The sequence below is a fragment of the Roseibium sp. genome, from assembly GCF_965276855.1.
GTDB lineage: Bacteria > Pseudomonadota > Alphaproteobacteria > Rhizobiales > Stappiaceae > Roseibium.
On sequence record NZ_OZ255700.1, the window covers coordinates 3,513,227 to 3,539,558 of the forward strand.

28 protein-coding genes are annotated in these 26,332 nt (G+C 56.4%); 21 read left to right on the plus strand and 7 right to left on the minus strand.

What is annotated here, in order from left to right; translation table 11 throughout:
• The first annotated feature begins 149 nt into the window (after positions 1-149).
• The 4 genes from ACQY4Z_RS16245 to ACQY4Z_RS16260 all read left to right on the plus strand — a co-directional run bounded on the left by ACQY4Z_RS16245 (position 150) and on the right by ACQY4Z_RS16260 (position 3,745).
• Positions 150-1,007: a metal ABC transporter substrate-binding protein gene (locus ACQY4Z_RS16245; protein WP_428529584.1), complete on the plus strand. Its 858-nt coding sequence runs from the start codon at positions 150-152 to the stop codon at positions 1,005-1,007.
• A 73-nt stretch (positions 1,008-1,080) separates the two neighbouring features.
• The gene (locus ACQY4Z_RS16250; protein ID WP_306147629.1) at positions 1,081-1,980 is read left to right on the plus strand and encodes a manganese/iron ABC transporter ATP-binding protein; all 900 of its coding nucleotides are present in this window, start codon (positions 1,081-1,083) and stop codon (positions 1,978-1,980) included.
• The gene (locus ACQY4Z_RS16255; RefSeq protein ID WP_428522940.1) at positions 1,977-2,879 is read left to right on the plus strand and encodes a metal ABC transporter permease; all 903 of its coding nucleotides are present in this window, start codon (positions 1,977-1,979) and stop codon (positions 2,877-2,879) included. Before ACQY4Z_RS16250 ends, ACQY4Z_RS16255 begins: the two co-directional genes overlap by 4 nt.
• Positions 2,879-3,745, plus strand: a complete 867-nt coding sequence (locus tag ACQY4Z_RS16260; protein WP_428522942.1) for a metal ABC transporter permease — start codon at positions 2,879-2,881, stop codon at positions 3,743-3,745. Before ACQY4Z_RS16255 ends, ACQY4Z_RS16260 begins: the two co-directional genes overlap by 1 nt.
• Positions 3,746-3,848: 103 nt before the next feature.
• Here the strand turns inward: ACQY4Z_RS16260 and ACQY4Z_RS16265 are convergent, their stop codons facing one another.
• Together ACQY4Z_RS16265 and ACQY4Z_RS16270 are read right to left on the minus strand one after the other, a co-directional pair.
• Positions 3,849-4,907, minus strand: coding sequence for an MBL fold metallo-hydrolase (locus ACQY4Z_RS16265; protein WP_428522944.1), 1,059 nt, complete (start codon positions 4,905-4,907; stop codon positions 3,849-3,851).
• Positions 4,908-5,008: 101 nt separating this feature from the next.
• Complete coding sequence (locus ACQY4Z_RS16270) at positions 5,009-5,395, minus strand: YciI family protein (protein WP_428522946.1); 387 nt, start codon at positions 5,393-5,395, stop codon at positions 5,009-5,011.
• 103 nt (positions 5,396-5,498) lie between these two features.
• On the opposite strand from ACQY4Z_RS16270, the gene ACQY4Z_RS16275 reads away from it, so the two are divergent.
• From ACQY4Z_RS16275 to ACQY4Z_RS16305, 7 genes are read left to right on the plus strand one after another with little or no spacing between them, the layout of a single operon-like run.
• Positions 5,499-6,380 carry a fumarylacetoacetate hydrolase family protein gene (locus ACQY4Z_RS16275; RefSeq protein WP_428522948.1) on the plus strand — a complete coding sequence of 294 codons (882 nt, stop codon included), beginning with the start codon at positions 5,499-5,501 and terminating at the stop codon, positions 6,378-6,380.
• Positions 6,377-7,057, plus strand: a complete 681-nt coding sequence (locus ACQY4Z_RS16280) for a malonic semialdehyde reductase (RefSeq protein ID WP_133951780.1) — start codon at positions 6,377-6,379, stop codon at positions 7,055-7,057. The genes ACQY4Z_RS16275 and ACQY4Z_RS16280 overlap by 4 nt, the downstream gene beginning before the upstream one ends.
• Before the next feature lie 6 nt (positions 7,058-7,063).
• Positions 7,064-7,522 carry an OsmC family protein gene (locus tag ACQY4Z_RS16285; RefSeq protein ID WP_428522951.1) on the plus strand — a complete coding sequence of 153 codons (459 nt, stop codon included), beginning with the start codon at positions 7,064-7,066 and terminating at the stop codon, positions 7,520-7,522.
• 28 nt (positions 7,523-7,550) lie between these two features.
• The gene (locus tag ACQY4Z_RS16290) at positions 7,551-8,636 is read left to right on the plus strand and encodes a C4-dicarboxylate TRAP transporter substrate-binding protein (RefSeq protein WP_428522953.1); all 1,086 of its coding nucleotides are present in this window, start codon (positions 7,551-7,553) and stop codon (positions 8,634-8,636) included.
• Between the two features lie 29 nt (positions 8,637-8,665).
• Positions 8,666-9,226, plus strand: a complete 561-nt coding sequence (locus ACQY4Z_RS16295; RefSeq protein ID WP_209174642.1) for a TRAP transporter small permease — start codon at positions 8,666-8,668, stop codon at positions 9,224-9,226.
• On the plus strand, positions 9,223-10,530 hold the full coding sequence (locus ACQY4Z_RS16300; RefSeq protein WP_133951788.1) for a TRAP transporter large permease: 1,308 nt from the start codon (positions 9,223-9,225) through the stop codon (positions 10,528-10,530). The genes ACQY4Z_RS16295 and ACQY4Z_RS16300 overlap by 4 nt, the downstream gene beginning before the upstream one ends.
• Before the next feature lie 10 nt (positions 10,531-10,540).
• Entirely contained in the window at positions 10,541-11,410 is an 870-nt protein-coding gene (locus tag ACQY4Z_RS16305) for a dioxygenase (RefSeq protein ID WP_428522956.1), read from the plus strand.
• Between the two features lie 87 nt (positions 11,411-11,497).
• On the opposite strand, the gene ACQY4Z_RS16310 is transcribed toward ACQY4Z_RS16305, so the two are convergent.
• Positions 11,498-12,178, minus strand: coding sequence for a GntR family transcriptional regulator (locus ACQY4Z_RS16310; protein ID WP_428522958.1), 681 nt, complete (start codon positions 12,176-12,178; stop codon positions 11,498-11,500).
• Positions 12,179-12,506: 328 nt separating this feature from the next.
• Between ACQY4Z_RS16310 and pcaF the strand changes: the two genes are divergently transcribed.
• The 8 genes from pcaF to paaZ all read left to right on the plus strand — a co-directional run bounded on the left by pcaF (position 12,507) and on the right by paaZ (position 20,447).
• The gene (pcaF, locus tag ACQY4Z_RS16315; protein ID WP_428522960.1) at positions 12,507-13,712 is read left to right on the plus strand and encodes a 3-oxoadipyl-CoA thiolase; all 1,206 of its coding nucleotides are present in this window, start codon (positions 12,507-12,509) and stop codon (positions 13,710-13,712) included.
• Between the two features lie 115 nt (positions 13,713-13,827).
• Positions 13,828-14,826, plus strand: a complete 999-nt coding sequence (gene paaA / locus ACQY4Z_RS16320) for a 1,2-phenylacetyl-CoA epoxidase subunit PaaA (protein ID WP_209179677.1) — start codon at positions 13,828-13,830, stop codon at positions 14,824-14,826.
• 29 nt (positions 14,827-14,855) lie between these two features.
• Complete coding sequence (gene paaB / locus ACQY4Z_RS16325) at positions 14,856-15,143, plus strand: 1,2-phenylacetyl-CoA epoxidase subunit PaaB (RefSeq protein ID WP_040450973.1); 288 nt, start codon at positions 14,856-14,858, stop codon at positions 15,141-15,143.
• The gene (paaC, locus tag ACQY4Z_RS16330; protein WP_428522963.1) at positions 15,143-15,961 is read left to right on the plus strand and encodes a 1,2-phenylacetyl-CoA epoxidase subunit PaaC; all 819 of its coding nucleotides are present in this window, start codon (positions 15,143-15,145) and stop codon (positions 15,959-15,961) included. Before paaB ends, paaC begins: the two co-directional genes overlap by 1 nt.
• 11 nt (positions 15,962-15,972) lie before the next feature.
• Positions 15,973-16,494 carry a 1,2-phenylacetyl-CoA epoxidase subunit PaaD gene (gene paaD, locus ACQY4Z_RS16335; protein ID WP_428522965.1) on the plus strand — a complete coding sequence of 174 codons (522 nt, stop codon included), beginning with the start codon at positions 15,973-15,975 and terminating at the stop codon, positions 16,492-16,494.
• 23 nt (positions 16,495-16,517) lie between these two features.
• Positions 16,518-17,594 (plus strand): 1,2-phenylacetyl-CoA epoxidase subunit PaaE, encoded by a 1,077-nt coding sequence (paaE, locus tag ACQY4Z_RS16340; protein WP_428522967.1) that lies wholly within the window; start codon positions 16,518-16,520, stop codon positions 17,592-17,594.
• Positions 17,584-18,363: a Phenylacetic acid catabolic protein gene (locus tag ACQY4Z_RS16345; protein WP_428522969.1), complete on the plus strand. Its 780-nt coding sequence runs from the start codon at positions 17,584-17,586 to the stop codon at positions 18,361-18,363. The genes paaE and ACQY4Z_RS16345 overlap by 11 nt, the downstream gene beginning before the upstream one ends.
• Positions 18,364-18,392: 29 nt before the next feature.
• Positions 18,393-20,447, plus strand: a complete 2,055-nt coding sequence (paaZ, locus tag ACQY4Z_RS16350; protein ID WP_428529586.1) for a phenylacetic acid degradation bifunctional protein PaaZ — start codon at positions 18,393-18,395, stop codon at positions 20,445-20,447.
• Between the two features lie 50 nt (positions 20,448-20,497).
• On the opposite strand, the gene ACQY4Z_RS16355 is transcribed toward paaZ, so the two are convergent.
• The 4 genes from ACQY4Z_RS16355 to paaG form a co-directional block, all read right to left on the minus strand.
• Positions 20,498-21,097, minus strand: a complete 600-nt coding sequence (locus ACQY4Z_RS16355) for a TetR/AcrR family transcriptional regulator (protein WP_133951805.1) — start codon at positions 21,095-21,097, stop codon at positions 20,498-20,500.
• A 131-nt stretch (positions 21,098-21,228) separates the two neighbouring features.
• Positions 21,229-22,539 carry a phenylacetate--CoA ligase PaaK gene (gene paaK / locus ACQY4Z_RS16360; RefSeq protein WP_428522971.1) on the minus strand — a complete coding sequence of 437 codons (1,311 nt, stop codon included), beginning with the start codon at positions 22,537-22,539 and terminating at the stop codon, positions 21,229-21,231.
• A 35-nt stretch (positions 22,540-22,574) separates the two neighbouring features.
• Entirely contained in the window at positions 22,575-23,021 is a 447-nt protein-coding gene (gene paaI, locus ACQY4Z_RS16365; RefSeq protein ID WP_428522973.1) for a hydroxyphenylacetyl-CoA thioesterase PaaI, read from the minus strand.
• A 1-nt stretch (position 23,022) separates the two neighbouring features.
• On the minus strand, positions 23,023-23,817 hold the full coding sequence (paaG, locus tag ACQY4Z_RS16370; protein WP_428522975.1) for a 2-(1,2-epoxy-1,2-dihydrophenyl)acetyl-CoA isomerase PaaG: 795 nt from the start codon (positions 23,815-23,817) through the stop codon (positions 23,023-23,025).
• 430 nt (positions 23,818-24,247) lie between these two features.
• On the opposite strand from paaG, the gene ACQY4Z_RS16375 reads away from it, so the two are divergent.
• A complete protein-coding gene (locus tag ACQY4Z_RS16375) occupies positions 24,248-25,387 on the plus strand; it encodes an ABC transporter substrate-binding protein (RefSeq protein WP_428522977.1) in 1,140 nt (379 codons plus the stop codon).
• A 71-nt stretch (positions 25,388-25,458) separates the two neighbouring features.
• Entirely contained in the window at positions 25,459-26,331 is an 873-nt protein-coding gene (locus tag ACQY4Z_RS16380) for a branched-chain amino acid ABC transporter permease (protein WP_428522979.1), read from the plus strand.
• Position 26,332 lies beyond the last annotated feature (1 nt).

Genomic DNA, 26,332 nt, shown 5'->3' on the forward strand with positions numbered 1-26,332 from the left:
CCAAGTTTCCAGTTTTTAATGCAACTCATTCGCAATAAGCTTGACACTTGCGAATGAGTTGCAATATCACTTGCATCAGGATCAACCGCTTCGTGTGTGAGGTTTCAGTGAAGAAGACTGCTTTATTTGCTGCTGTGGCAGCGGTCGCGATGATGTCCGGGCAGAGCGCTTGGGCAGAAGATAAGATGAAGGTCGTTACGACCTTTACCGTCATTGCCGACATGGCCTCAAATGTTGCCGGTGATGCGGCTGAGGTGGTGTCCATCACCAAGCCAGGCGCTGAAATTCATGGGTATGAACCGACGCCGCAGGACATCGTACGGGCCTCCGATGCCGACCTAATTCTGTGGAACGGTATGAACCTGGAGCTTTGGTTTGAACAGTTCCTGGCAAACCTCGGAGACATCCCGTCGGCGACACTGACAGACGGCATTGATCCGATCTCCATCAGAAGCGGCTCCTACGAGGGTAAGCCCAATCCCCACGCCTGGATGGGCCTCAACAATGCGCAGGTCTACATCGACAACATTGCAGCTGCCTTTTCTGCTCAAGATCCGACCAACGCGGACGTCTACAAACAGAATGCGGAAGCTTACAAAGAGCAGTTGCGCGGCGTGATCGAACCGCTTCGTGAGACAATCGCACAAGTTCCGGAAGACAAGCGTTGGCTTGTGACTTGTGAAGGTGCGTTTAGTTATCTTGCGCGCGATTTCGGCATGAAGGAGCTTTATCTTTGGCCGATGAATGCTGATCAGGTTGGGACACCGCAACAGGTCCGCTCGGTTATTGACGGCGTAAAAGAAAACAACATCCCGGTGGTCTTTTGTGAAAGCACGGTCAATATAGCGCCTGCTGAACAGGTCGCCCGGGAGACTGGCGCGAGTTATGGCGGGGTGCTTTATGTCGATTCACTCAGCGAGGCCGACGGGCAGGTTCCGACCTATCTCGACCTTCTGCGGGTGACCTCAACAACGGTCGCCAAAGGGCTCGAAAGCGCGACCAATTGATTTTTCCGCGGCGCCTTTCGGTGCCGCGGCTCTTCCCCGGCCGACCGGATTTTGTAATGATTGGATTTGTTGAATGTTGAAGGTCATCGAGGAGCCGGAGTTGGCATCGACAAACATGGTGTCAGATATCGGGATCTCCGCAGAGGACGTGACCGTAACCTACCGCAATGGCCATACCGCGCTTTGGAACGCCAGTTTTGAGATCCCGCGTGGCACAGTCACCGCACTCGTCGGCGTCAACGGGGCCGGTAAATCAACACTCTTCAAGGCTATCATGGGCTTTGTGCCAGCTGCGAAGGGAACCATTCAACTTCTGGGCATGAGCGTCAAAGAAGCGCTTCGCAAAAACCTCGTCGCCTACGTACCGCAGTCGGAAGAAGTAGACTGGTCGTTTCCGGTGCTGGTTGAAGACGTCGTCATGATGGGCCGGTATGGCCACATGGGGTTCTTGCGCCGTCCCAAACAGTCCGATCACGATGCTGTTGCCGAAGCGCTCAGCCGGGTCAACATGCAGGATTACCGGAAGCGCCAGATCGGGGAACTGTCTGGTGGTCAGCGCAAACGTGTGTTCCTTGCGCGAGCATTAGCACAAGACGGCCAAGTCATTCTGCTCGATGAACCGTTCACGGGCGTCGACGTCAAAACCGAGGAACAGATTATCGAACTCCTTGGAGAATTGCGGGCCGAAGGACGTGTGATGCTGGTCTCCACACACAACCTCGGATCTGTACCGGAATTCTGTGATCGCACTGTGCTCGTCAAGGGAACGGTGCTGGCCTTTGGCCCGACCGAAACGACGTTCACCCGTGAGAACCTGGAGCAGGCCTTTGGCGGCGTTCTCCGGCATTTCACCATCAGCGATCAGACGTTGCACACGGATGGGGATGAGCGGAAGGTGACTATCCTGACCGATGATGAACGCCCATTTGTTCAATATGGAGATGAGACGCAAACGGCCGAGAAACGGCCATGATTGCCACTCTGCTTGAGCCTTTCAATTACGCCTATATGACCAACGCCATGTGGGTGTCGGCACTTGTCGGCGGCGTTTGTGCGTTCCTTTCTGCCTATCTCATGCTCAAGGGCTGGTCTTTGATTGGCGATGCTCTTTCGCACTCTGTCGTGCCGGGTGTCGCCGGCGCCTATATTCTCGGTTTGCCGTTTGCTCTTGGGGCTTTCATTGCCGGCGGGCTCGCTGCCGGAGCCATGTTGTTCCTGTCGGAACGGTCCGGATTGAAAGTCGATGTGATCATCGGATTGATCTTCACCTCATTTTTCGGACTGGGCCTCTTCATTGTGTCGGTCAATCCGATGTCAGTGTCGATCCAGACCATTACCATGGGCAACATTCTGGCTATCACACCGGAAGACACGTTTCAGCTTGCGATTATCGGGTTTGTGTCGCTGGGCGTGCTGCTGCTCAAGTGGAAGGACCTTATGGTCACTTTCTTTGACGAGAACCACGCGCGCACCATTGGTCTGCGACCAGGACTCCTGAAGGCTGTTTTTTTCATACTTCTTTCTGCCTCCGTTGTGGCGGCCATGCAGACGGTCGGTGCGTTTCTTGTGATCGCTATGGTGGTCACGCCGGGTGCAACGGCATATCTTCTTTGTGACAGGTTCCCAAGACTGATCGCACTGTCTGTTGTGATTGGATCGGTCACCAGTTTTTCCGGTGCCTACATCAGCTACTTTCTGGATGGAGCGACCGGCGGGATCATCGTGGTGCTGCAGACCCTAATCTTTCTTGTTGCCTTTGTCTTTGCGCCAAAACACGGCCTTTTGGCCGCGCGCCGGAAAGCATCTGAAGCGCTTCGCCATGGGCCTTCTGATACCGTGTTGCCAGGACAGCCCGGCGGAGGGCCGCAGTGATGGATCTCGATTTTCTTCTTCTGCCGTTCAAATTCCCATTCATGCAGAACGCGTTCCTGATCTGCGTTCTGGTTTCGATTCCGACCGCGCTGTTGTCCTGTTTTTTGGTCATGAAAGGATGGGCGCTGATGGGTGACGCTGTCAGTCATGCCGTTCTTCCCGGCATTGTGCTGGCCTACATCGTCGGCCTTCCCTTGATTGTGGGTGCCTTTGCCGCCGGCATGGTGTGCGCTGTGGCAACTGGGTATCTCTCGACCAACAGCCGGGTAAAGCAGGACACCGTCATGGGTGTTGTTTTCTCAGGCATGTTCGGTCTTGGGATCGTGCTCTATGTGGCAGTCGAAACCAACGCTCACCTTGACCACATTCTGTTTGGAAACATGCTGGGTGTTGGCAATCAGGACCTCTGGACCGCCGGCATTATCTCACTTGTTGTTGCAGGTGGTCTGGTTTTGAAATGGAAGGATCTCGTCCTTCACAGCTTTGATGCTGCGCAGGCACAGGCCTCAGGGCTGCCGGTCAATTTGCTTCACTATGGCCTGCTTACTGCACTTTCATTGACGATCGTTGCGATCCTCTCGGCGACCGGGCTGATCCTTGCCATTGGTTTGGTGATTGCACCGGGCGCGATCGCATTCTTGCTTGTGCGGAAATTCAGCACGATGCTCTGGGTGTCCGTGGTTGTCTGCATGCTCTCCATGCTTGCCGGTACGTATTTGAGCTTTTTCATCGACAGTGCGCCGGCACCGACCATTGTCTTGATCCTGACAGCAGCGTTCATTGCAGCCTTCATCCGTCGGCAAATTGTTACTCGGCAGATGTCTTTGCGCAGGGTTGAGGATGACAGGACCCTCAAAGAGGTGTAAATTTTACAAAGTCTGTTTCCTTTGAAATCCTTCAGGAACAGTGACGAAAAAAGCCGCCCCGAAGCGTTCGGGACGGCGTTTTCGTTTTGGACTTTTGACCGGGTCAGTTTTTGACCGGAAGTGTCAACGAGACAAGATCCTGGCCGACAATCGTGGTGCCGTCAAAGCCGCTTTCGGCCACGGCTCCGGTATAGTCCTCGTTGGTCAATGCGCCTTCAGGGAGTTTGTAGGGGCCTTGGCGCGGGGCGCCGACCGGCGGAATCAGATGGGTAAGCATCAAGTGTTTTACCCCGGCCCTGCGGGCAAGATGACCAAGGTCCGTGGCATTGCTTTGACGGAAATAAATCGGTGGTGGGAAGCCTGTGCCACCGTCTGGCCCCATGACCGGGTGGATCGTGGAATGCACGACAATGTCCGCACCTTGTGCCAGCTTTTCGACCTGGCCTGATGTAGATGTCTCTCGCGGCGGCTTGCGCACATCATTGCCTGCATCACCGCCGATCACCACGCTGCCGGCAGGGGTATCCACCCGATAGGAGGCATGTCCTGGGATGTGTGTTGACCGGATGGCGCTGACTGTTACGTCGCCTTTTGACCAGACTTCCTGGGCCTCATCTTGAGGTTTGAAGTCCTTGACATTGATCAGCTCGGCCGGGCCACCGGGAAGGCGTTTTTTGTTTTCAGCTAGCCGTTGGGCGATTTCACCGGAGTTGATCAAGGCATCTCCGATATGTGTGGCAAAGCGCTCGCAGCTTAGGGAGAAGCCAAGCGGAGATTTGGTTTCCTCACTGCACACCAGATCAACCTTTGGCCCGCCAGAATTAAAGTGCCAGCGCAGCTGCATCATGTCTGCAAGGCCCTCGGTGTGATCGGAATGCAGATGGCTCAGAAAAATCGCATCGATTTTGCCGACCGGCACACCGGCCTGGGACAGGCGCTGTGTGGTTCCTCGGCCGGTATCGAACTGCAAGCGCATGTCGTTGCATTTGTTTTCTTCCGAGCCGTACTGCACAAGAGTACCGGCACCCGCCTGTCCTTGAAAGACAGGTGGTCCGCCTTGGGTGCCGGTTAAGGTGACTTTGAGACAATTTTCTGCCAGTGCGGGCGGCGCCATCAAGGTGCCTGCGCTGAGCAGTAATCCAGAAATCAGTGTCCGAAACATCGTTTCCTCCCAATGGTTTCGTTTCTTCCTTCTTTGAGTCCCGTTTTTCTTGAGCCTTAGGACGCTGCTGCGTGCTTTGCGCGGCGCCGGCCGATATTTGCTTACGAGAAACTCGTTTTTTTCGCCGAAAGACCGACCGACAGCGTGAAACTGCCTTCATTGATCATCCAGCGCCGGAGTGTGTAGCTGCGAACCCCGCGCGCATGCATTGGGTCGTCATTAGCAAGTGCTCGAGCTTCTTCCAGAGACGTCGCTCGATAGATGATCATGCCTTCGCCCTGCATTTCTTCGCCGGTTTCATCGGAGACCGGACCAGCAAAGGCGAGACTGCCGGATGCTTCCAACTGCGCCTGGTATGCGAGGTGATCAGGGAGGGTCCCGGGAATGTCCGCGTCCGGTCCGACAGGTTTTGTGTTGACGACATAAAGCTCCAAAGCAAGCGCACCGCGCTCTTTGGCGATCTGCTTATATTCCTGCCATTTGGGCATTTTTATCCTCCAATTTTGAAGCAGTATAAAAAAATCGATATTATTTGACAAACTAAAAAAACGTCGTCAAAGTGAAGCGGTATTCGTTAACACCGAGGAAATCATGCGCTTCATTGTGGGAACCGGGCCTGGAGGACAGGGCGTTTATCTGGTCGAAGGTCAAAAGGCTTGGAACTTGACGGCTCTGGACCGCAAAGTTGGCCATGATCTGATGGGTTTGATTTCCGGCGCAGCGGATCTTTCCGAACTGGTGGCCCAAAAAGACGAAGGTGCCAGTTTTGATCTGTCCGCGATAACGCCGGAATTGCCGGTGGCGGCACCCGGCAAGATCATTTGCCTTGGGTTGAATTACGTCGATCATATCAAGGAAGGCGGATACGATGTGCCGACCTATCCAGCGCTCTTCATGCGGTCGATGACGTCAATGATCCCCGCCGGGGCTCCGATGGTGCGTCCTTCCTGTTCCGAGCAGCTTGATTATGAGGCCGAACTTATGGTGATCATCGGCAAAGGCGGCCGCCATATCAGTGAAGACAGCGCGTTGGATCACGTCTTCGGTTACACCCTTTTCAACGATGGTTCCGTTCGCGAATATCAGCGCAAAACCCATCAATGGACGCCTGGCAAGAACTTTGACGGCACAGGTCCCGTGGGTCCAGTTGTTGTGACGCCAGACGAGCTGCCAAAGGGCGCTGAAGGCTTGAAGATCGAAAGCCGGGTCGGCAGCGAAATTTTGCAAAGCGCGACCACGTCCGACATGCTGTGGAGCGTGGCCCGTACGATCTCCACCATCTCTGAATATACAACCCTGGAGCCGGGTGATTACCTTGCCATGGGGACACCCCCTGGCGTGGGGCACGCGAAGACGCCTCAGCGCTGGCTGCGGCCGGGTGAAGTGGTTGAAGTCGAAATCGAAGGCATCGGTATTTGTGCAAATCCGATTGTCGCTGAAGAAGACATGCGCGCGACGGAGGCCGCCGAATGACAATGGCAGCGTCGCAAGCACCGGTTGGAGAAGCTCTAGCAACATTGCGTGCTGAGGCCCAGGATGTGGTCCGGTCCCTACGCGAACGGGTTACGAAACTTGATGATGACGGCATTGATCTGATCCTGCGCCAGGCGCGTTCGCATTATGCCTGGCAGGACAAGCCGGTGTCCCGTGACACGCTTGAATTGCTTTACGAGATCACCGCTGCAGGTCCAACGAGTATGAACACCTGTCCGGCGCGGTTCTTCTTCATCGAGAGCCAGGCTGCAAAAGAGCGGCTGGCCAAGTCGCTCAAGGACAAGAATATCGACAAGATGATGTCGGCACCGGTGGCTGTGATCATTGCCCATGATCTGGACTTCTGGAAAGAGCTGCCATTCCTATTTCCGCACGAGGACCGGCGGCCGCATTTTGAAGGCAAGCCCGAACATTCCGAGACGACCGCATTCCGGAACGGGACGTTGCAAGGCGCATATTTCATGATCGCTGCTCGGGCCCTTGGTCTTGATGTGGGAGCCATGTCCGGCTTTTCAAACAAGATAGTCGATGAGGAGTTTTTTGCCGGCACGACGTTGAAATCAAACTTCTTGTGTAATCTTGGATATGCGGATGAGAGTGCGTTGTTCCAAAAACTGCCGCGGTTGCCGTTTGAGACCGCCTGCAAGTTCTTGTGAGGCCGCATGCCGAGCTTGAGAGAAAAAACAGTCGTCAAGCTTCGTGCCAAAGGGCTGGGCATCAGCCATTCACGGACAGACGTTTCCATACGCGACTTGACCTTTCAGATCGATGAACCGGAGGCGCGGGGTGGCACAAATCTGGGACCGGCGCCAACAGAAGCTGCATTGGCCGCACTGGCGGGTTGTACAAATGTAATCGGGCACAAGTGTGCCCGCAAACTGGGGGCCGACATCGGTCACCTGACAATCGAAATTACCTGCGAATTCGATCGCCGGGGCGTCACTCTTGAGGAGGAGATCGATGTTCCCTTTGTCGCGTTGCGGCAGGTGGTGACCAGCGATGGTACGGTCTCGCAAGAGGAGCTCGACCGCGTCGGATCTGAAGTCGCCAAGTACTGTCCCCTGTCCAAACTGTTTGAACAGTCGGGGACCTCAATGGAGACAACTTGGGCCAAGGCCTGAAGTCTCTGATGTTTTGGGAGGAAATGTGATGATCGGAAAACTGACCAGACGGAGCGTAATCGCTCTTGCCGCGTTAAGCGCAACTGCAATGCCGTCTTTTGCGACCGAAACCATCAAGGCGGTTGTGATTGATGGCTATCCGGCCCGTGCGATGTGGGTCAAGGAGTTCACAAACTTCTTTATTCCTGAAGTCGACAAACGCCTTGCTGAAAAAGGCAACTACAAGATCGACTGGCAAGAGAGCTATGGTGGGTCAATCGTCAAACCGAAAGGTGTTCTTGAGGGCGTTAAGCTCGGCCTGGGCGACATCGGGATTGTCACCACGATCTTCCATTCATCCAAGCTGCCAAGTCAGGCTTTGTCCGCCGTGACACCGTTCATTGCGCCGGATGCCCGGGCTGTTGCCAAAGCGGTCGACGAAATCGCCAAGGAATACCCGACCATGCAGAAGGAGTTTGAGGCTCAAAACCAGGTCTATCTGGCAACGGGCGTGGTGCTCGACACCTACCAGATGTTTTCCAAGGAGCCGATCAACTCCCTGTCCGACTTGAGCGGATCAAAGGTTGCTGGTGCAGGCATGAACCTGCGGTACCTGGAAGGTCTCGACAATGCCGCTGGTGTGCGCGGTGGTCTGACGGACTTCTACAATATGTTGCAGACCGGACTGGTTGACAACGCGATGCTGTGGCCGGAAGCTGCCAAAACCTTCAAGATCGCTGAAGTGGCACCGTATATGCTCAAAGCGGACCTCGGCGCGGTGAATTCCAAAACAATCACCGTGAACAAGGACTACTGGGACAAGCTCCCGGATGAAGTCAAAGAGGTGCTGCAGGACGTGGCTGTTGCCTACCGCGATCACGTGGCCGGTGTTGCCATGGACCGCGCGGAAGCAAGCCGTGCCGCTTATGTGGAATCCGGCGGTACGATCGTCGAGATGGACCCGGCTGAACGTGCACAATGGGCCGCAAACATGCCGAATATCGCGGTCGAATGGGCTGCAGATCTCGACACAAAAGGCGAGCCAGGCAGTGACATGCTGAAGTCCTATACGGCCAAACTGAAGGAAGCTGGCCATACCCCGGTCCGGGACTGGTCCGCGGAACTGACGCAGTAAGCTGCAGGCTTGAGTACAGGATTAGCTCTATGCTGCGTCTTCTGGACACCGGCCTCAAGGCCTTGGCAACAGCAGCCAACTGGGTAGCGATCGGCGCTAACGCAGTTGGCACCCTGATCGTCCTCGGTCTGGTTCTGGTGGTCAATTACGATGTGGTGGCGCGTGGTTTCTTCAACGCGCCATTCCGGGGTGCCGTCGAAGTCGTTCAGTTCTCGATGGTTCTGATCGTCTTCTTGCAGTTACCTGATGTTGTCCGGATGAGCCGGCTCACACGTTCCGATGGATTTCTGACGATCCTGGGAACAACCCGGCCAAAACTGGCTGACACGATCCGCAGGGTTATCGACTTTGCTTCGGCGGTGTTCATGGCTTTGGTTGCTTATGCAATTTGGCCTGAGTTCGTCGAAATGTATGAGACAAAAGACTTCTTCGGTGTTCCCGGTATCTTCACGGCCCCCTGGTGGCCGATCAAACTGGCCATCTATCTTAGTGCGTTCCTCTGTGCCGTGCTGTTTGTTTTGAGGGTTCTCAAACGTGATCAGGGCTTTGGCCAGACACGTTTGCCGGACGAGGCAAAGGACAAGACGTGACCCCTTTTGAAATCGGTACCCTGTCCGTCGTCGCGATCGTCGTTCTCGTCTATCTCGGCGTCTATATCCCGATCGCGCTCGGTCTGGTGTCTTTTGTTTCCATCATCCTGATGCGGGACAACTTCGATCTCGCGATCAATCTTCTGAAAATAGCCATTGGCGACAGTGTGATGGAATACACTTTCGCCACCGTGCCACTCTTCACATTCATGGGTTTGATCGTCTCCAAAGCAGGGCTTGGGGCCGATATCTATCAGGTCATGAATTCCGGATTCCGGAGGGTCAAGGGCGGAATCGGCATGGCGACCGTCGGTGCCAATGCGGTCTTCGCTGCGGTGACCGGATCTTCCATTGCCTCTGCTTCGGTCTTCTCCAAGGTTTCCGTGCCGCAAATGCTGGCGTTCAACTACAACCCGCGTTTCGCAGTAGGGGTGGTGGCAGGGTCGTCGGTCCTTGGGATGATCATTCCGCCATCGGCAATGTTGATCATCTATTCCTTCGTTGCGGAGCAAAGCGTCGGCGATATGTTCCTTGCCGGTGTTGTTCCGGGCTTGATGTTGGCAGCAGCTTACGTTGTTGCGATCTTCTTGATGGGACGTTTCACGCCAAAGTATGTCGGTGGTCGTACGTCGGATGAAACAGAGTGGATGAGCCCTCTGGAAATTGCGGACAAAACCATTCCAACGCTGTTGTTGATCGTTGCGGTTCTCGGCGGGATATACACTGGATGGCTAACCCCGGTTGAAGCAGGTGCTGCAGGATCTCTTCTTGGATTGCTGATCGCTGCGTTCCGCAAAAAGCTGACATTGCAGTCGCTGTGGCAGGCGCTTTTGGAAACCGGTCACATCACGGCGTCTATTCTGTTCTTGATCACTGCCGCATCGATCTACAGCCGGATGCTCGGTCTCGCAGGCCTGCCAAATGAGCTCGGAGATCTCCTGACGGAAACGCAAATGACCTTCTTCTGGGTCATGGTGATCTATGTGCTGATGATGATTTTCCTTGGCACCATTCTCGACACTGCGTCGATCATTCTCATCGTTGTGCCCTTGTTCCTGCCGCTGGTCGAACCGATGGGCATGTCCCTTGTCTGGTTCGGCATTGTGACGGTGGTCGGCGCGGAAATCGGGCTTCTAACTCCGCCACTCGGAATTTCGTGTTTTGTGATCAAGGCAACGCTCAACGACCCTAGGATTTCTTTGAAGGATGTGTTCATCGGCGCGTTTCCCTTCGCGCTTGTGATGCTGATCGTTCTGATCGCGCTGATCCGCTGGCCGTCCTTGAGCCTTGCTATTTTGAACTGAGGGAACACTCATGCGTAGCGTCACCAAAGACAACATAACAGACGTCTTCATGAACTATTTCGGGCCGGATACCGATCCGCGCCTTCGGGAGATATTGCAGAGCCTTGTCACCCATCTGCACAACTTTGCCCGGGAGACGAACCTTACCCATGCCGAATGGCGAAAGGGTATCGAGTTCCTTGAATGGGCGGGCGATATCTCGGACAAGGAACGCCACGAGTTCGTTCTACTATCCGATGTGCTGGGATTGTCCTCTCTGGTCGATATGCTGCATTCGCATCCGGAGGGAACATCTTCCAGTGTGCTTGGCCCCTTCCACATCACGGGATCGCCACCGCTGCCGATTGGCGGAGATCTCCGTGGTGATTTCAAGGAGGACGTGTTGTTGGCTCAGGGCATTGTGCGGGATATGGAGGGTAATCCCATCGAGGGTGCCGAACTTGATATCTGGCAGACGGCACCGAATGGTCTGTACTCCAGTCAGGACCCAGATCAGGACACTTACTCCTTCCACGGAATCCAAACCACGGGCGCAGATGGCCGTTATGCATTCACGTCTGTAAAGCCGGTGAGTTACACGGTTCCAAGTGACGGCCCGGTTGGCGATATTCTTCGGGCCAGCGGACGCCATCCGTGGCGCCCCTCACACCTTCATTACATTGTTACGGCTCCGGGGTTCCGTCCGCTCGTAACCGAGATTTTCCCGGATGATGATCCGTATCTGGATGAGGACACCGTGTTCGGGGTGCGTGAAGATCTCGTAATGACCTATGTCGAGAAGCCAGCTGGGAGCTTCCCGGCAGACGGTTTTGAACTCTCCGGTAAGGTGGACGGGCCCTATCTTCTGGCGGACTTCGACCTGGTTCTGGTTCGGGAGTAAGGTCAACAGCCAGGCAATACAACGGCGGGTCTTTTGGCCCGCCTCTTTTTTGCAGCTGATCCACTTTATGAAAGATGCTCTGCTGCTTTATTCGGCAGCTTCTGAGGTGAAGAGCCTCTCCAAAAAAGCACCAGTGCGCTGGTAGTGGTCGAGCAATAGATGGCATGCGGTTTCTGTGTCGCGGTCGACAGCTGCATTCATGATCGCAGTGTGTTCACTGCCGATATCACGGGTCGAGTAGTCCAATGCCTTTCCGGCCAGATAGCGGTACCGGATATTGAGATCATAGAGCTGATTGCAGAACTTCAGGAGAACCTTCGAGGTGCAGGCTGCGAGAAGGTTCATATGGAACGTCTTGTGCAAGTCCTCGAACCGCTCAACATTGTTGCGTGGTTCGCGCATCATCCGGTGGTGGCTGATGACCAGGTTGTCTTCCCAAACCTGATCAGCATGGGTAATGCTTTCCCGCAGCGCCATCTCTTCCAGATGGCACCGGAGTTTCAGGATTTCGGCAAAGTTTTCCCGGCCAACCTCCGCACTCCGAAAGCCACGTTGATCCAGTCTTTCGACTAGAAGGTCCGATACAAGCAAGGTCAGAGCCTCGCGGATCGGTGAACCGCCCATATCCAGCTTCTTGCGCAGGTTTTCGATTTTCAGTTTTTCGCCGGGCGGGATTTCTCCGGTGAGAATCATCTGCCGTATCGCGAGATAGGCGCGCTGGGTGGCAGACGGTTCTTGAGCCGGGTCGATATGAGGCTGAATATTCATGAGTGTGATAATATCGATTTTTTTGCAAAAATGCCAGTTATTTCTTGCTTAATCCTACGTGCTTATACGTAAATCATCAGTCAAATTCCCGAGAGTTCTGCCGCATAACGTGGTTCGGTGCCACAGTCGTATCTGGACGCCCGTCCAAACCGTTCTGTGAGCCGTACCGAACAGATCGGTTTTTGATTTAAGTGGCTGAAAGACAGTTATAAAATTCAAAGTATCACATTTTTTTCAAAAAACAGTTCTAAGTGTGATGCTTTGGTGGTATACAATGCTGACCGATCGGTCGGCGAATGCCTGATAGATCGCGAAATGGGAGAGACAAATGCCAAATGCCTTCATCTGCGACGCCGTGCGCACGCCTATCGGCCGGTATGGCGGAGCCCTGTCTCCAGTACGTGCAGATGATCTGGCAGCGATTCCTCTCCAGGCCCTGAAGGAGCGCAACCCTAATGTCGATTGGGAGGCTGTTGCTGATGTGATCCTCGGCTGTGCCAATCAGGCTGGCGAAGACAACCGCAATGTTGCCCGTATGGCTGTGCTTTTGTCCGGGTTGCCGGTCTCCGTTCCTGGCACAACAGTGAACCGGCTTTGTGGATCCGGGATGGATGCCATCGGCATGGCCGCCCGCGCGATCCGGGCAGGAGATGCTGAGTTGATGCTTGCGGGCGGTGTTGAAAGCATGAGCCGGGCACCGTTTGTTGTCGGCAAAGCGACGACAGCGTTTTCGCGCAATGCCGAGATGTATGACACCACTATTGGCTGGCGCTTTAAGAGCAAGAAACTGGAAAAGGCTTTCGGCACGCATTCAATGCCGGAGACGGCGGACAATGTTGCCGAGGACTACGAGATCTCCCGCGAGGATCAGGATAAGTTTGCAGCGGAAAGCCAACGCCGATGGGCCGCAGCGCAGGAAGCTGGGGTTTTTAAAGATGAAATCGTTCCGGTTTCGATCCCGCAACGCAAAGGCGATCCGATTGTCGTTGATACGGATGAACATCCGCGACCGGGTACGGGTGTCGAGGCCTTGGCAAAACTGCGTGGCGTAAACGCGCCTGATTTGACGGTTACGGCTGGAAATGCGTCCGGGGTCAACGATGGATCTGCTGCAGCGCTGATCGCTTCGGAAGAAGCCGCAAGTGCGAATGGGCTGACGCCCAAGGCTCGCATTGTTGCCATGGCAGCAGCCGGCGTTCCGCCGCGTGTCATGGGCATAGGTCCGGTGCCGGCGACGCAAAAGGTCTTGGGGCTCGCGGGTCTGACGCTTGAGCAGATGGACGTGATCGAGCTCAATGAGGCCTTTGCATCCCAATCGCTTGCAGTTTTGCGTGAGCTTGGTTTGCCTGACAATGCGCCCCACGTGAATGCCAACGGCGGGGCCATTGCCATTGGCCATCCACTCGGCATGAGCGGATCGCGGCTGGTCCTGCACGCCGCCAATCAGCTACAGCGGACCGGCGGGCAGTATGCGCTTTGCACCATGTGTGTCGGTGTTGGTCAGGGGATCGCGCTCGTTCTAGAGCGGGTGTAAATTGGATTTGAAGGGCCCGGGACGGTGCCGGTTGCTTTGAAAGCAGGCGGTCGCTTTGAGGAAAGCCCAATCGGAACGCGCTGGATTTAAGTCCGGCACAGTTGGAGGAAGTGGCATGTACGCACAGCTTGTGAAATCTGACGCTCTGAAGTCCCGCGAGGAAATGTCGCCCGAAGAGCAGGCTTTCCAGGAGCGGATCGACAACGGTGAAAAGATTGAGCCGAAGGACTGGATGCCGGAAGGCTACCGCAAGACCTTGATCCGTCAGATTGGTCAGCATGCGCATTCCGAAATCGTTGGCCAGCTGCCGGAAGGCAACTGGATCACCCGTGCACCGACCCTTGAGCGCAAGGCCATTCTCCTTGCAAAGGTGCAGGACGAAGCCGGGCATGGGCTTTATCTCTATTCAGCGGCCGAGACACTGGGCGTCAGCCGGGACGAGCTCTTTGAGGCTCTTCATTCCGGCAAAATGAAATACTCGTCGATCTTCAACTACCCAACACTGAACTGGGCCGATATGGGCGCGGTTGGATGGTTGGTCGATGGCGCTGCGATCATGAACCAGGTGCCGCTGCAGCGGACATCCTTCGGGCCCTATTCCCGCGCGATGATCCGGATCTGCAAGGAGGAAAGTTTCCATCAGCGTCAGGGCTATTCGATCATGATGAAGATGGCTTTCGGCACACCGGAGCAGAAGGAAATGGCGCAGGATGCCCTGAATCGGTTTTGGTACCCGTCGCTGATGATGTTTGGACCGTCCGACAAAGATTCCGTCCACTCCGCCCAATCGATGGCCTGGAAGATCAAAATCAACACCAACGACGAATTGCGCCAGAAGTTCGTTAACGAGACCGTGCCGCAGGCCGAGTATCTCGGGCTGACCGTTCCGGACGAAACACTCGCCTGGAACGAGGAGAAGCAGGGCTACGACTTCGCCGAGCCGGATTGGAACGAGTTCTTTGAAGTGATCAAGGGCAATGGTCCGTGCAACCGCGAGCGCCTGGAAGCCCGGGTCAAGGCCTGGGATGACGGCGAGTGGTTCCGCGATGGCTTGAACGCTTATGCCGACAAGGCGGCAGACCGCCGTCAGGCTGCCTCCGTGGCCGCAGAATAACCGACAAGACGATTGAGGGAGAGACAGTCATGAGCAAGAAAGAGTGGCCGCTCTGGGAAGTGTTTATCCGCGGTCAGCATGGCCTGAACCACCGTCATGTCGGTAGCCTGCATGCACCGGATGCGGAGATGGCGATCAACCACGCCCGGGATGTCTACACCCGCCGCAAGGAAGGTGTTTCCATCTGGGTGGTGCCGTCCAAAGAGATCACAGCGTCCAGCCCGTCCGAAAAAGGCCCGCTGTTTGATCCGGCAGAAAGCAAGACATACCGCCATCCGACCTTCTTCGATATTCCGGAAGAAGTGGGGAAAATGTGATGAGCGATCAAATTGCAGTTTCCGGTGCCACTCAGGATCCGTTCGTTTCCGATGCTGAGCTGAAACCGGCCTTCTTTGAATGGCTCTGCCGCATGGGCGACAACGCTCTGGTTCTTGGTCACCGGACGTCTGAATGGTGCGGTCATGGCCCGGTTCTGGAAGAAGACATCGCCCTTGCCAACACAGCGCTCGACCTCATCGGCCACACGCAGATGTGGCTTGGTCTTGCAGGCGAGGTTGAAGGTGAGGGGCGCGACGCGGACAAGCTCGCCTATCTGCGCGATGCCTTCAAGTTCCGCAATGTCTTGCTCGTTGAGCTTCCGAAGGGGGACATGGCCGTCACGGTGATGCGGGAGTTCCTGTTCGACGCCTATCATCATCTTTTACTCTCCTGGCTTGCAGAAAACTCCAAGAGCCCGCGCGTTGCCGAAATTGCCGCAAAAGCTTTGAAAGAAGTGAGCTATCACCTGGAGCGGGCATCTGATCTTGTTGTGCGCCTGGGCGACGGGACGCCGGAAAGCCATCGCAAAATGCAGGACGCCCTGGACCTCTTGTGGCCTTACACGGGCGAGATGTTTGAAGGTGATGCACTGGATGCGGCTGTAGCTGAAGCCGGTATTGCGCCGAAACCAGAGGATCTGAAAGCGGACTGGGAAACTTCCGTGCGCGAGATCCTGGATGAGGCGACGCTGAAAGCGCCCGAGACAGCTGGTTTCGTTCATAAGGGCGGCAAGCAGGGCCGGCATACTGAGCATCTTGGGTACATCCTTGCGGAGATGCAGTTCCTGCAACGCGCCTACCCGGGCGCGAGCTGGTAGGAAAGTCCGCCATGCCCGCACCTCAAACCACCTCGGCTGAGCAGGTCTGGGACTGGCTTGCCGAAGTCCCGGATCCGGAGATCCCCGTTGTCTCGGTCACCGAGCTCGGTATTGTCCGCGATGTTCGTTATGACGGCGATACTCTCGTGGTGGCGGTCACCCCGACGTATTCGGGATGTCCTGCAACGGCTGTCATCGATCTGATGATCGAGGACAAGCTGCGCGAAAAGGGCATGACGAATGTGCGCCTGGAACGCCGGCTCTCACCGCCCTGGACAACGGACTGGGTGACGCCTGAAGCGCGCGAGAAACTGATACAATTTGGCATTGCGCCGCCGATCGACGGAACCGCTGCCGATGGCATGGGCGCGAAGGCGGCCCGCTTGTCCGGCCAGACAAATCTCGTGGTTCCCTGCCCAAGATGCGGCTCAGCTCACACCGAGCGGGTCAGCCAGTTCGGGTCGACACCGTGCAAGGCCGCCTGGCGCTGCAAGGACTGTCTGGAACCGTTCGATTATTTCAAGTGCATTTGACACCCAGGAGGAGGGTTTCGCCTATGGCACGATTTCACGCGCTACAAGTTACCGATATCCGCCGCGATACCCGCGATGCCGTTGTGGTCACGCTGAAGCCCGACGCCGCAGATCAAGACGCTTTTGACTTCATTCAGGGGCAGTACCTGACGTTTCGCCGCGACTTCGACGGTGAGGAGTTGCGCCGATCCTATTCGATCTGCGCGGGCAAGGATGACGGATGCCTGAAGGTCGGGATCAAACGGGTTGAGGGCGGAGCGTTTTCGACCTGGGCCAATGAAGAGCTGAAAGTTGGCGACCGCCTTGATGTCATGCCCCCAATGGGCCGATTCTTTACCGAACTGGAGCCGGAGAAAGCCAAAAGCTATCTCGGCTTTGCCGGTGGGTCAGGCATCACACCGGTCCTCTCGATCATCAAGACGGTTCTGGCGCGCGAGCCGAAGAGCACATTTACCCTGATTTACGCCAATCGCCAGACCAGCTCAATCATGTTCCGCGAGGAACTGGAAGATCTAAAGAACACCTATCTTGGCCGTTTCTCGGTGATCCATATTCTGGAAACGGAAACCCAGGACATCGATCTCTTCACCGGCCGGATCGATGGGGAAAAGATGGACCTTCTGTTCCGTCTGTGGGTCGACGCCGAGGAGGTCGATACGGCTTTTATCTGCGGCCCGGAGCCGATGATGCTGACCATTGCGGACAGCCTGCGCAAACACGGCCTTGCCGACGAACAGATACGGTTCGAACTGTTTGCCTCTTCCCAGCCCGGCCGGGCAAAAGCGCGCGCCCTGTCGCAAGCAGCTGCGGCAGGTGCCGGGACATGCGGGGTCTCGGTCACTCTCGATGGCAGCACGCGGAATTTCCAGATGGAGAAAAACGGCAACTCAGTGCTTGAGGCGGCCATCGCGAATTCAATGGACGCGCCCTATTCTTGCAAGGCCGGGGTGTGCTCCACCTGCCGGGCAAAGGTCATAGAAGGCGAGGTGGAGATGGAAGTGAACCATGCGCTGGAGGACTATGAAGTCCGCGCAGGTTACGTGCTCTCCTGCCAATGCATCCCGGTCTCGGACAAGGTGGTGATCAGCTATGACGAATGAAGCCGTTCTGGACGAAGACACCATGCCCTTGGCCGATTACCTCGCCCGGGGCGGCAAGTTGACGTCGCCAAACAACGTCCCGCCGCGCTACCGCGCCGAACTCCTGCGTTTGATGTCGTCTTTTGTCGACAGTGAACTTGCCGGGTCTGCCGGGTTTGCCGACGCCATCAATTGGGCGCCGGGCTTGAAAGAGCGGATTGCGGCAAGCCGGATCACGCTGGAAAAGGTCGACCACGCCGAACAGGTTCTGGACCTGATGAGCGACTTTGGGACCGACAAGGCGCTCTATAACAAGGCGCACTCGTGGTCCGCCCGTCAGCCGCGGGATGCACAGGTGGATGCAAAACGCCAGGGCGGAGATATGCGCCTGTCGGTGTTTCATTACCCGCTGCAAGGCTGGACAGACGCTGTTGTCATGAACTTCCTGATGGGGTTGGCGACCGTCCACCAGCTCAAGGACCTCAGCCAAACCTCTTACCAGCCACTTGGAGAAGTGTTCCGCAAGATCTTGCCGCGGGAACAGCGTCACATGGAACTCGGCCTGGAGGGGCTTCAGGTTCTGGCTGCCGACGAGGCAACGCGCGATGAAGCGCTGTCGTCTGTTGCCTATTGGTTGCCCAAGGTTTCTGAAACAATTGGTCCGGCCAAGTCGCAGCGGTTTGACCGGCTTAAGCAGATGGGGCTGCGCCAGACAGATAACGAGACGCTTCGAGCCGCATGGCAAGCTGACGCAAACCAGCGGCTTATCGAATTGAAGCTCACCAGATAAAAAAACATAAAGGGAAATCCAGAATGGCCATGGGGACGACGGCGCGCCGTTTGGAAAGCTATGTGGAAGGCGCTTGGCGCCGCGGGGACGGTGAAGGTCAACCGGTCTTGAATGCCGCTACAGGAAACGTTCACGCGCTGATCGGGACCGAGGGGCTCGATTTCAAGGCGGCACTTGCCTGGGGGCGGGCCAAAGGTGGACCTGCGCTGAGAGCCATGACGCTCCACGAACGGGCTTTGATGCTGAAGGCCGTCGGTCTGAAGCTGATGGAACTCAAGGAAGAGTTCTATCTGGAAAACTTTGCGACCGGTGCAACGCGCCGGGACGGCTGGATCGACATTGAAGGAGGCATCGGCACGATGCTGACCTTCGCCTCCAAGGCCCGCCGCGAACTGCCGAACACCAGGGTTCTAACAGAAGGACCGGTGGAAGTCCTGTCCCGTGATGGATCCTTTGTGGCCCAGCACATTCTCTCGCCTTTCATCGGCGTTGCCGTGCACATCAATGCCTACAACTTCCCGGTCTGGGGAATGTTGGAAAAGATCGCACCGTCCCTGATCGCCGGCATGCCGTGCATCGTCAAACCGGCCTCGCAAACCGCCTATCTGACAGAATTGGTGGTTCGGCGGATGCTGGAAACCGGCGTCTTGCCAGAAGGCGCGCTGCAGATCGTGACCGGGTCAGCCGGTGATCTTCTGGATCATGTCAATGAACAGGATGTGGTCACCTTCACCGGCTCCGCATCCACCGGCCAAAAGCTGAAATCTAGTTCCGCGATCCTAAAGCATTCTGTTCGCTTTACAATGGAAGCCGACAGTCTGAACGCGTCCATTCTGGGCTCGGATGCCGGTCCCGGCACGGACGAGTTTGATCTTTTTGTCCGCGAAGTCGCAAATGAGATGACTGTCAAGGCGGGCCAAAAGTGCACAGCCATTCGCCGGATCATCGTTCCGAAGATACACGAGCAGGCGGCGGTCGAAGCAATTTCCGCCCGGCTTTCCAAGACGAAAGTCGGTTTGCCGGATGATGAAGCTGTGCGCATGGGCGCAATCGTCTCCCTGAAGGATCGCGACGGCGTCAAGGCAAAGGTTGCCGAACTGGCGACGGAGGCGGAGATTGTGTCCGGATCGCTTGACACGGTTGATCTGATTTCCGGCGAAGCAGATCGCGGTGCCTTCATGGCGCCGCTACTGCTTCACTGCGCCAAGCCGCTCGACGCTGAGATCGTCCACTCCGTTGAGGCTTTCGGACCGGTTGCGACCATTATGTCCTACGAAGACAATCAGGAAGCTGTGGAACTAGCCCGCAAAGGCCGGGGCTCGCTTGCATCCTCATTGTTTTCCAATGATGGGGCGCTGGTTCATGACGTGGTCACTGGTCTTGCGCCGTTCCACGGCCGTGTGTTGATCGGCAATCGCGGATCCGCGAAATCCTCTACAGGGCACGGCTCACCATTGGCACCGCTTGTTCACGGCGGGCCGGGCCGGGCAGGTGGCGGCGAAGAAATGGGCGGTATGCGCGGCGTGAAGCATTTCATGCAGCGCTCCGCGATCCAGGGCACACCGGAAATGCTGTCCGCAGTGACCGGGCAATGGGTCGATGGAGCATCTGTGCGCACCGACGTCCATCCGTTCCGCAAGTCATTGGCCGAGCTCAAGATTGGCGATCAGATTGCCACAAAGGCACGCGAAGTAACGCTGGAAGACGTCGAACATTTCGCAGAGTTTACCGGTGACACCTTCTACGCGCATATGGACAGCCAAGCGGCTAAGGCAAATCCGTTCTTTGAGGATCGGGTCGCCCACGGGTATCTGATCGCGTCCTTTGCGGCGGGTTTGTTCGTGGATCCGGAGCCGGGTCCGGTTCTCGCCAACTATGGCGTCGACAATCTCCGGTTCCTGACACCGGTCTACTTCGGTGACAGCCTGAAAGTCCGGCTTACATGCAAGGAAATCAATCCGCGCGAGAACGCCGATCACGGCGAGGTGCGCTGGGACTGCCAGGTGACCAACCAGAAGGGAGAAGTCGTCGCGCAATACGACGTCCTGACCATGGTCGCCAAGACCTGGCCGCAGGCGGCATAAAAACCATGTGGTGTTGCCGGTCAGCTGGTGAAGCGTGACCGGCAAGCCATTCAGCGGACGGCCTTGACGCCTTCCAGGATCAAAGTGGTGGCTACCTTGGCGTAGTCTTCGCGCGAGATCGGCCCACCTTCTTTGAACCACATGTAGACCCAGTTCATCATGCCGAAGAGCGACATTGTCACGGGCATCAGGAGGGGCCGGTCCGGTGTGTCGAGGTGCGGATGGATGTCTTTCAAGGCATTTGAAAAGTGCCGGACAATGCGCCGCTCTATTGCGACGATTTCACTCTTTTGTTCGTCCGACAACGCTGGGCCGGCATTTAGCTGCACCTTATGCTGATCGTCTGCTCCCCGGTAGGAATCAAGGACGGTCATCACCAGAGTTTGCAGCCGGTCTTCTGGTGGAAGGGTCGGATCGTCTGCTTCCTCCAGAGCCTTGTCGAGGATTGCCAAGTGAGAATGGATGATCTCGAAAATCAGCGCGTCTTTCGACGGGTAGTAGTGATAGAGCAGGGATTTTGAAACGCCGGCTTCCTGAGCGATCTGCGCCATGGAGGCCTTTTCCATGCCTTGTGTTGCAAAGACATTCGCTGCCGTCAGCAGAAGGCCATGCTGTTTTTCCTCAAAATCATTGGCGCGGGTTCTCGCCATGTGTTTGGAGCTCCATTTCTTGACACGGTGCCGCCATAGCAACCCAATGCCTTTTTTAAGTCAACGTAAAGCGAAGCCGACCAATGCCTGGCCGGCTTCAACTCATTGGGGATAGAAAAGCGACGACTGATTCAGTCTTTGGGCCGGTTGTCGATAACTCGCTTGGCTTTGCCTTCTGAGCGCTGCAGTTTTTCTGGTTCGTGGATCTCGATTTTTGAAGAAATCCCGATCGTTGATTTGATGTGGTGCGCGAGCTCTTTGGCCGACGCTTCCCGCGCCTCGCTGCTGCTGGCATCCGGCATCGCTTCTCCATGAACGATCATCGCATCCATGCGGCCAGAACGGACGAGCTCGATATGGAAATGCGCCGCAAGACCCGCACACTTAAGGATCTGCTCCTCGATCTGGGTCGGGAAAACATTGACTCCGCGCAGGATGATCATGTCGTCGCTGCGGCCGGTAATTTTTTCAATTCTGCGCATGGAGCGGGCAGTTCCCGGCAGAATGCGGGTCAGGTCGCGGGTCCGGTAGCGGACCATCGGCAGGCCTTCCTTGGTCAGTGTCGTGAAGACCAGTTCACCCATCTCACCGTCTGGCAGGACCTCTTCCGTCACAGGGTCGATGATTTCCGGATAGAAATGGTCTTCCCAAACATGGAGGCCGTCCTTGGTTTCAACGCATTCCTGCGCAACACCGGGCCCCATGATTTCCGAGAGGCCGTAAATGTCGACGGCATGCATGTCGAAGGCCTGTTCGATTTCCTGACGCATGGCATTTGTCCAGGGTTCTGCGCCGAAAATGCCGACCTTCAGCGAGCTTTGCCGGGCGTCGAGGCCACGGCGCCGGTACTCGTCCAAAATGGACAGCATGTAGGATGGCGTCACCATGATGACGTCCGGCTTGAAGTCTTCGATCAGGGTGACCTGACGCTCTGTCATACCGCCGGAAATCGGTACGACCGTGCAGCCAAGCTTTTCCGCACCATAGTGGGCGCCAAGCCCGCCGGTGAAGAGGCCATAACCATAGGCATTGTGCAGGATGTTGCCTTTGCGTCCGCCCGCTGCGCGGATGGAGCGGGCAATCAGATCTGACCAGTTGGAAATGTCATTGGCGGTGTATCCGACCACCGTGGGTTTGCCTGTGGTGCCGGAGGAACCATGGATCCGGACGAGGTCTTCACGCGGTGTCGCGAACATGCCGAACGGATAGGTGTCGCGCAGATCCTGTTTCACGGTAAAGGGAAATTTCGCCATGTCTGCCAGCGTTTTGAAATCACCCGGATGCGCGCCGTATTCATCAAAGCGCTTCTTGAAGAAAGCAGAGTTGTCGTAGGCGTGGGATAGCGTCCAGGCGAGGCGCTTTTCCTGAAGGGCTGCAATCTCGTCTCGGCTTGCAATTTCGATAGGGTCCAGAGTGGCGCGATCCGGTGTGAGATCGATCATGTGTTTCCTCCACAAGGTGCTGGTCAGGCCGGCAGTTATTCTGTTGGCAAAAAGGTGCGATTGATAGTGCGGGAGTGGCCGCGAAATTCAGCGATCACGGTCCCGTCGTCGCGGGCAACGCTGATGTCGTAAATACCGGAGCGCCCGGTACGGGAGACCTCGCGTGCTGAAGCGGTCAGGAAATCGTCCAGGCCGCCCGGTGCGATGTAGGTGACCGAACAATGCTGCGCGACGGTGACTTGATTGTACGTGTTGCAGGCAAAAGCGAAGGCGCTGTCGGCCAACGCAAAGATATAGCCGCCGTGACAGTTGCCATGGCCGTTGGTCATGTCCTTCGTCACGGTCATGGAGATATCTGCTTCGCCTGGCGCCACGTGAAGCAGTTTCATGCCGAGCTTCTGAGAGGCGTTGTCCTCCTCCCACATCAGGTTGGCGCAGGTTTCTGCCAGCTGCTGCGGGCTGAGTTCAGATATGTGTTTCATGTCATTCACCGCGGAACCGTGCAGGGCGTTTTTCCAAAAACGCAATTACACCTTCAGCATAATCGTCGGTGAAGCCTGCTGTCTGCTGGCAATCCCGCTCCATGTCGAGATGCGTGTCGAGATCCTGGTCGGCGGCGGCCTGGATGAGACGTTTGGTGAGGCCCAGTCCGACGGTGGGGCCAGCAGCGAGTTTCTCAGCCAGTACTGTCGCCTCTTCTAGGAGAGCAGCATCATCGACCGCTTTCCAGATCAGGCCCCAGCTTTCGGCCTGTTCGGCCAGTAGCGGTTCCCCAAGGAGGGCGAGCGCTTTAGCACGTGGTTCTCCTAGAATGCGGGGCAGAGACCAGCTGCCGCCGGCATCCGGGATCAGTCCTATCTTAGAAAAGGCCTGGATAAACTTTGCCGAGCGTGCCGCCAGAACGATGTCACAGGCAAGGGCGATGTTTGCGCCCGCACCGGCCGCCACGCCATTCACCGCGCAGACGATTGGTTTTTCCAGGCTGCGGATCAGACGCAGGGTCGGATTGTAAAAGGTCTCGATCGTATGTCCGAGATCAGAGCGCTCGCCGCCTTTTCTTGGGTCCCGGTCGCCCAGATCCTGCCCGGCACAAAAGCCCCTCCCGGATCCTGTCAACAACACCGAGCGGACTGCTTTTTCGGAATGCGCGCGCTCAATTTCTGCGCGAAATGACAGGTGCATTTCCTCGTTAAACGAGTTGAGTTTGTCCGGACGATTGAGGGTTAGCTTCAAAACGCCGTTGTTTATTTCCGAAATAACAGTCTGAATTTTCGACATTTTTCTCTCCCTGACACCATTTTCTCACGATGCCGACAAAACAAATCGTTGCATAAACCGTCCGGTCGGTCAATTATAAGAACTGAGGCGTAACGCTCGTTACGGACTTGGGAGGAGACATTATGCCAAAACTGCTTGGCCGGCATTACAGAATGTTGAGCGCTGCGTTCTCGGTGATCGCGGACCAGAGCGTGCGAATGTTGGTTTCAGTGTTTTCTAAACCGGCAAACCGACACAGCATTGCGCTGCCCCGCCCGGCAAAACCCAGGTCACCCGGCGTCTCCAATTCGATCCGCAATGATCAGCAAAGCGTGGCCGGCAGAGCGTTTACTCACCACAGCCGTCTTCGTCGCATCAGTGACCTGGGCACTCACACCCGCTGACCCCGGCTGCCCGTCACTTCGAAATTTTCACACTCTGGGAGGAAACCATGAAAGTTACCAATACAGCTCTCGCCACCTTGTTGGTTCTGGGAACAGTCACAGGCGCCGCCGCCGACATCAAGTTGGGTGCAAGCCTGTCCGCGTCCGGTCCTGCTGCATTCCTTGGCGACCCGGAAGCAAAGACCCTTTACATGCTCGTTGATGATCTAAACGCCAAGGGCGGGATCAACGGCGAGAAGATCGAGCTGGTGATTTACGATGATGGTGGCGATCCGAACAAGGCGCGCACCTTTGCAACGCGTCTGGTTGAAGATGATGAAGTCGTCGCGATCATCGGTGGGTCCACGACGGGCACGACCATGTCCATCCTGTCGGTTGCCGAAGATGAGGGTATTCCGTTCATCTCACTCGCTGGTGCAATCCAAATCATTGATCCGGTGCGCGAGTATGTCTTCAAGACACCGCATACCGACCGCATGGCCTGTGAGAAGATCTTCACGGATATGCAGAAGAACGGCATCACCAAGATCGGAATGATTTCCGGTACCGGCGGATTTGGCGCGTCGATGGAAGCCCAATGCGTCGACGTTTCTGGCAATTACGGTGTCGAGATCCTGGTGCAAGAGACCTACTCCCGTCAGGACGCTGACATGACCCCGCAGCTTACCAAGATCAAGTCTACCGATGGTGTTGAGGCCGTTCTGAATCCGGGCTTCGGTCAGGGGCCGGCCATCGTCACCCGGAACTATGCCCAGCTTGGGATTGATCTGCCGCTTTACCAAAGCCATGGAGTTGCTTCTGATGGTTTCATTGAGCTGGCTGGAAAGGAGGCTGCTGAAGGTGTGCGTCTTCCAGGCACCGCGCTACTCATTGCAGACATCATGGAAGAGGGGGATCCGCAGAAGGAAGTGGTGATCGCCTACAAGACCGCATACGAGGAAGAGTACGGCGAAGCCGTTTCGACATTTGGTGGCTATGCGCATGATGCCTTCCGGCTGATGACGGATGCTATGGCCCGTGCAGGCAGCTCGGACCCGAGTGCCATCCGCGATGCTCTAGAAGCAACCAGCGGCATGGTCGGTACGACCGGCACTTATACCTTCAGCCCGGACGATCACCTGGGGCTCGATCTCAGTGCGTTCCGCATGCTGGAAATTCGCGATGGCAAGTGGACCTCGATCGACTGACGCCATTTCGGAAGCCGGGCGACAAGTCCGGCTTCCAACCTTGCACCCAATATCCCGCTTAGGAGACGTCGATGGACGCATTGATGCAGTTCGTCTTTTCCGGCTTGACCGTCGGCGCGGTCTACGCCCTTGTCGCGCTCGGCTTTACCATCATCTACAACGCCTCTGATGTGGTGAACTTCGCACAAGGCGAATTCGTCATGCTCGGCGGCATGATCACCGTTTTCGCCTTCGATTCGGGTCTGCCGTTGCCCTTGGCGGCTTTGATTGCAATCGTGGCAACAGCAGCCATTGGTGTGGCGCTGAACAAGTTTGCGATCGAGCCTGCGCGGGGCGCGCCGGTCGTCTCCCTGATCATCATTACCATCGGCGCTTCGATCCTGATCCGCGGTGCGACACAGGTCCTGTTCGACAAGCAGTTGCACCGTCTGCCAGCGTTCTCCGGGGATGATCCGATCCACCTTCTCGGCGCGACGCTGCTGCCGCAGAGCCTTTGGGTGATTGGCGGAGCCATTGCGATTTTCATAGCGCTATGGCTGTTTTTCACGCGTACGCTTTTGGGCAAAGCTGTTCTGGCAACGGCGAACAATCGGCTGGCCGCACAGCTCGTCGGCATCAACACCGGTTTTGTCATGACCTTGTCTTTTGCCTTGTCAGCGGCCATCGGCGCGCTGGCCGGTGTTCTGGTCACACCAATCACCCTGGTGAGCTATGACGTCGGTGTCGGCCTCGCCCTCAAAGGGTTTGCGGCTGCAATGCTCGGCGGCATGGGAAATCCGAAAGGGGCTTTGGTCGGCGGGTTGCTGCTCGGCCTGTTTGAAGCCCTAACGGCTGGATACATCTCCTCCCAGTACAAGGAAGCGGTCGCCTTTGTCGTGATCCTTGCTGTGCTTTTTGTCATGCCACAGGGCCTTTTCGGTCAAAAGACGACAGAAAGGGTCTAGG

Coding starts and splice junctions, on each gene's coding strand:
- ACQY4Z_RS16245 (WP_428529584.1), top strand. CDS start 150: ATGATGTCCGGGCAGAGCGCTTGGGCAGAAGATAAGATGAAGGTCGTT.
- ACQY4Z_RS16250 (WP_306147629.1), top strand. CDS start 1,081: ATGTTGAAGGTCATCGAGGAGCCGGAGTTGGCATCGACAAACATGGTG.
- ACQY4Z_RS16255 (WP_428522940.1), top strand. CDS start 1,977: ATGATTGCCACTCTGCTTGAGCCTTTCAATTACGCCTATATGACCAAC.
- ACQY4Z_RS16260 (WP_428522942.1), top strand. CDS start 2,879: ATGGATCTCGATTTTCTTCTTCTGCCGTTCAAATTCCCATTCATGCAG.
- ACQY4Z_RS16265 (WP_428522944.1), bottom strand. CDS start 4,907: ATGTTTCGGACACTGATTTCTGGATTACTGCTCAGCGCAGGCACCTTG.
- ACQY4Z_RS16270 (WP_428522946.1), bottom strand. CDS start 5,395: ATGCCCAAATGGCAGGAATATAAGCAGATCGCCAAAGAGCGCGGTGCG.
- ACQY4Z_RS16275 (WP_428522948.1), top strand. CDS start 5,499: ATGCGCTTCATTGTGGGAACCGGGCCTGGAGGACAGGGCGTTTATCTG.
- ACQY4Z_RS16280 (WP_133951780.1), top strand. CDS start 6,377: ATGACAATGGCAGCGTCGCAAGCACCGGTTGGAGAAGCTCTAGCAACA.
- ACQY4Z_RS16285 (WP_428522951.1), top strand. CDS start 7,064: ATGCCGAGCTTGAGAGAAAAAACAGTCGTCAAGCTTCGTGCCAAAGGG.
- ACQY4Z_RS16290 (WP_428522953.1), top strand. CDS start 7,551: ATGATCGGAAAACTGACCAGACGGAGCGTAATCGCTCTTGCCGCGTTA.
- ACQY4Z_RS16295 (WP_209174642.1), top strand. CDS start 8,666: ATGCTGCGTCTTCTGGACACCGGCCTCAAGGCCTTGGCAACAGCAGCC.
- ACQY4Z_RS16305 (WP_428522956.1), top strand. CDS start 10,541: ATGCGTAGCGTCACCAAAGACAACATAACAGACGTCTTCATGAACTAT.
- ACQY4Z_RS16310 (WP_428522958.1), bottom strand. CDS start 12,178: ATGAATATTCAGCCTCATATCGACCCGGCTCAAGAACCGTCTGCCACC.
- pcaF (WP_428522960.1), top strand. CDS start 12,507: ATGCCAAATGCCTTCATCTGCGACGCCGTGCGCACGCCTATCGGCCGG.
- paaA (WP_209179677.1), top strand. CDS start 13,828: ATGTACGCACAGCTTGTGAAATCTGACGCTCTGAAGTCCCGCGAGGAA.
- paaB (WP_040450973.1), top strand. CDS start 14,856: ATGAGCAAGAAAGAGTGGCCGCTCTGGGAAGTGTTTATCCGCGGTCAG.
- paaC (WP_428522963.1), top strand. CDS start 15,143: ATGAGCGATCAAATTGCAGTTTCCGGTGCCACTCAGGATCCGTTCGTT.
- paaD (WP_428522965.1), top strand. CDS start 15,973: ATGCCCGCACCTCAAACCACCTCGGCTGAGCAGGTCTGGGACTGGCTT.
- paaE (WP_428522967.1), top strand. CDS start 16,518: ATGGCACGATTTCACGCGCTACAAGTTACCGATATCCGCCGCGATACC.
- ACQY4Z_RS16345 (WP_428522969.1), top strand. CDS start 17,584: ATGACGAATGAAGCCGTTCTGGACGAAGACACCATGCCCTTGGCCGAT.
- paaZ (WP_428529586.1), top strand. CDS start 18,393: ATGGGGACGACGGCGCGCCGTTTGGAAAGCTATGTGGAAGGCGCTTGG.
- ACQY4Z_RS16355 (WP_133951805.1), bottom strand. CDS start 21,097: ATGGCGAGAACCCGCGCCAATGATTTTGAGGAAAAACAGCATGGCCTT.
- paaK (WP_428522971.1), bottom strand. CDS start 22,539: ATGATCGATCTCACACCGGATCGCGCCACTCTGGACCCTATCGAAATT.
- paaI (WP_428522973.1), bottom strand. CDS start 23,021: ATGAAACACATATCTGAACTCAGCCCGCAGCAGCTGGCAGAAACCTGC.
- paaG (WP_428522975.1), bottom strand. CDS start 23,817: ATGTCGAAAATTCAGACTGTTATTTCGGAAATAAACAACGGCGTTTTG.
- ACQY4Z_RS16375 (WP_428522977.1), top strand. CDS start 24,248: ATGAAAGTTACCAATACAGCTCTCGCCACCTTGTTGGTTCTGGGAACA.
- ACQY4Z_RS16380 (WP_428522979.1), top strand. CDS start 25,459: ATGGACGCATTGATGCAGTTCGTCTTTTCCGGCTTGACCGTCGGCGCG.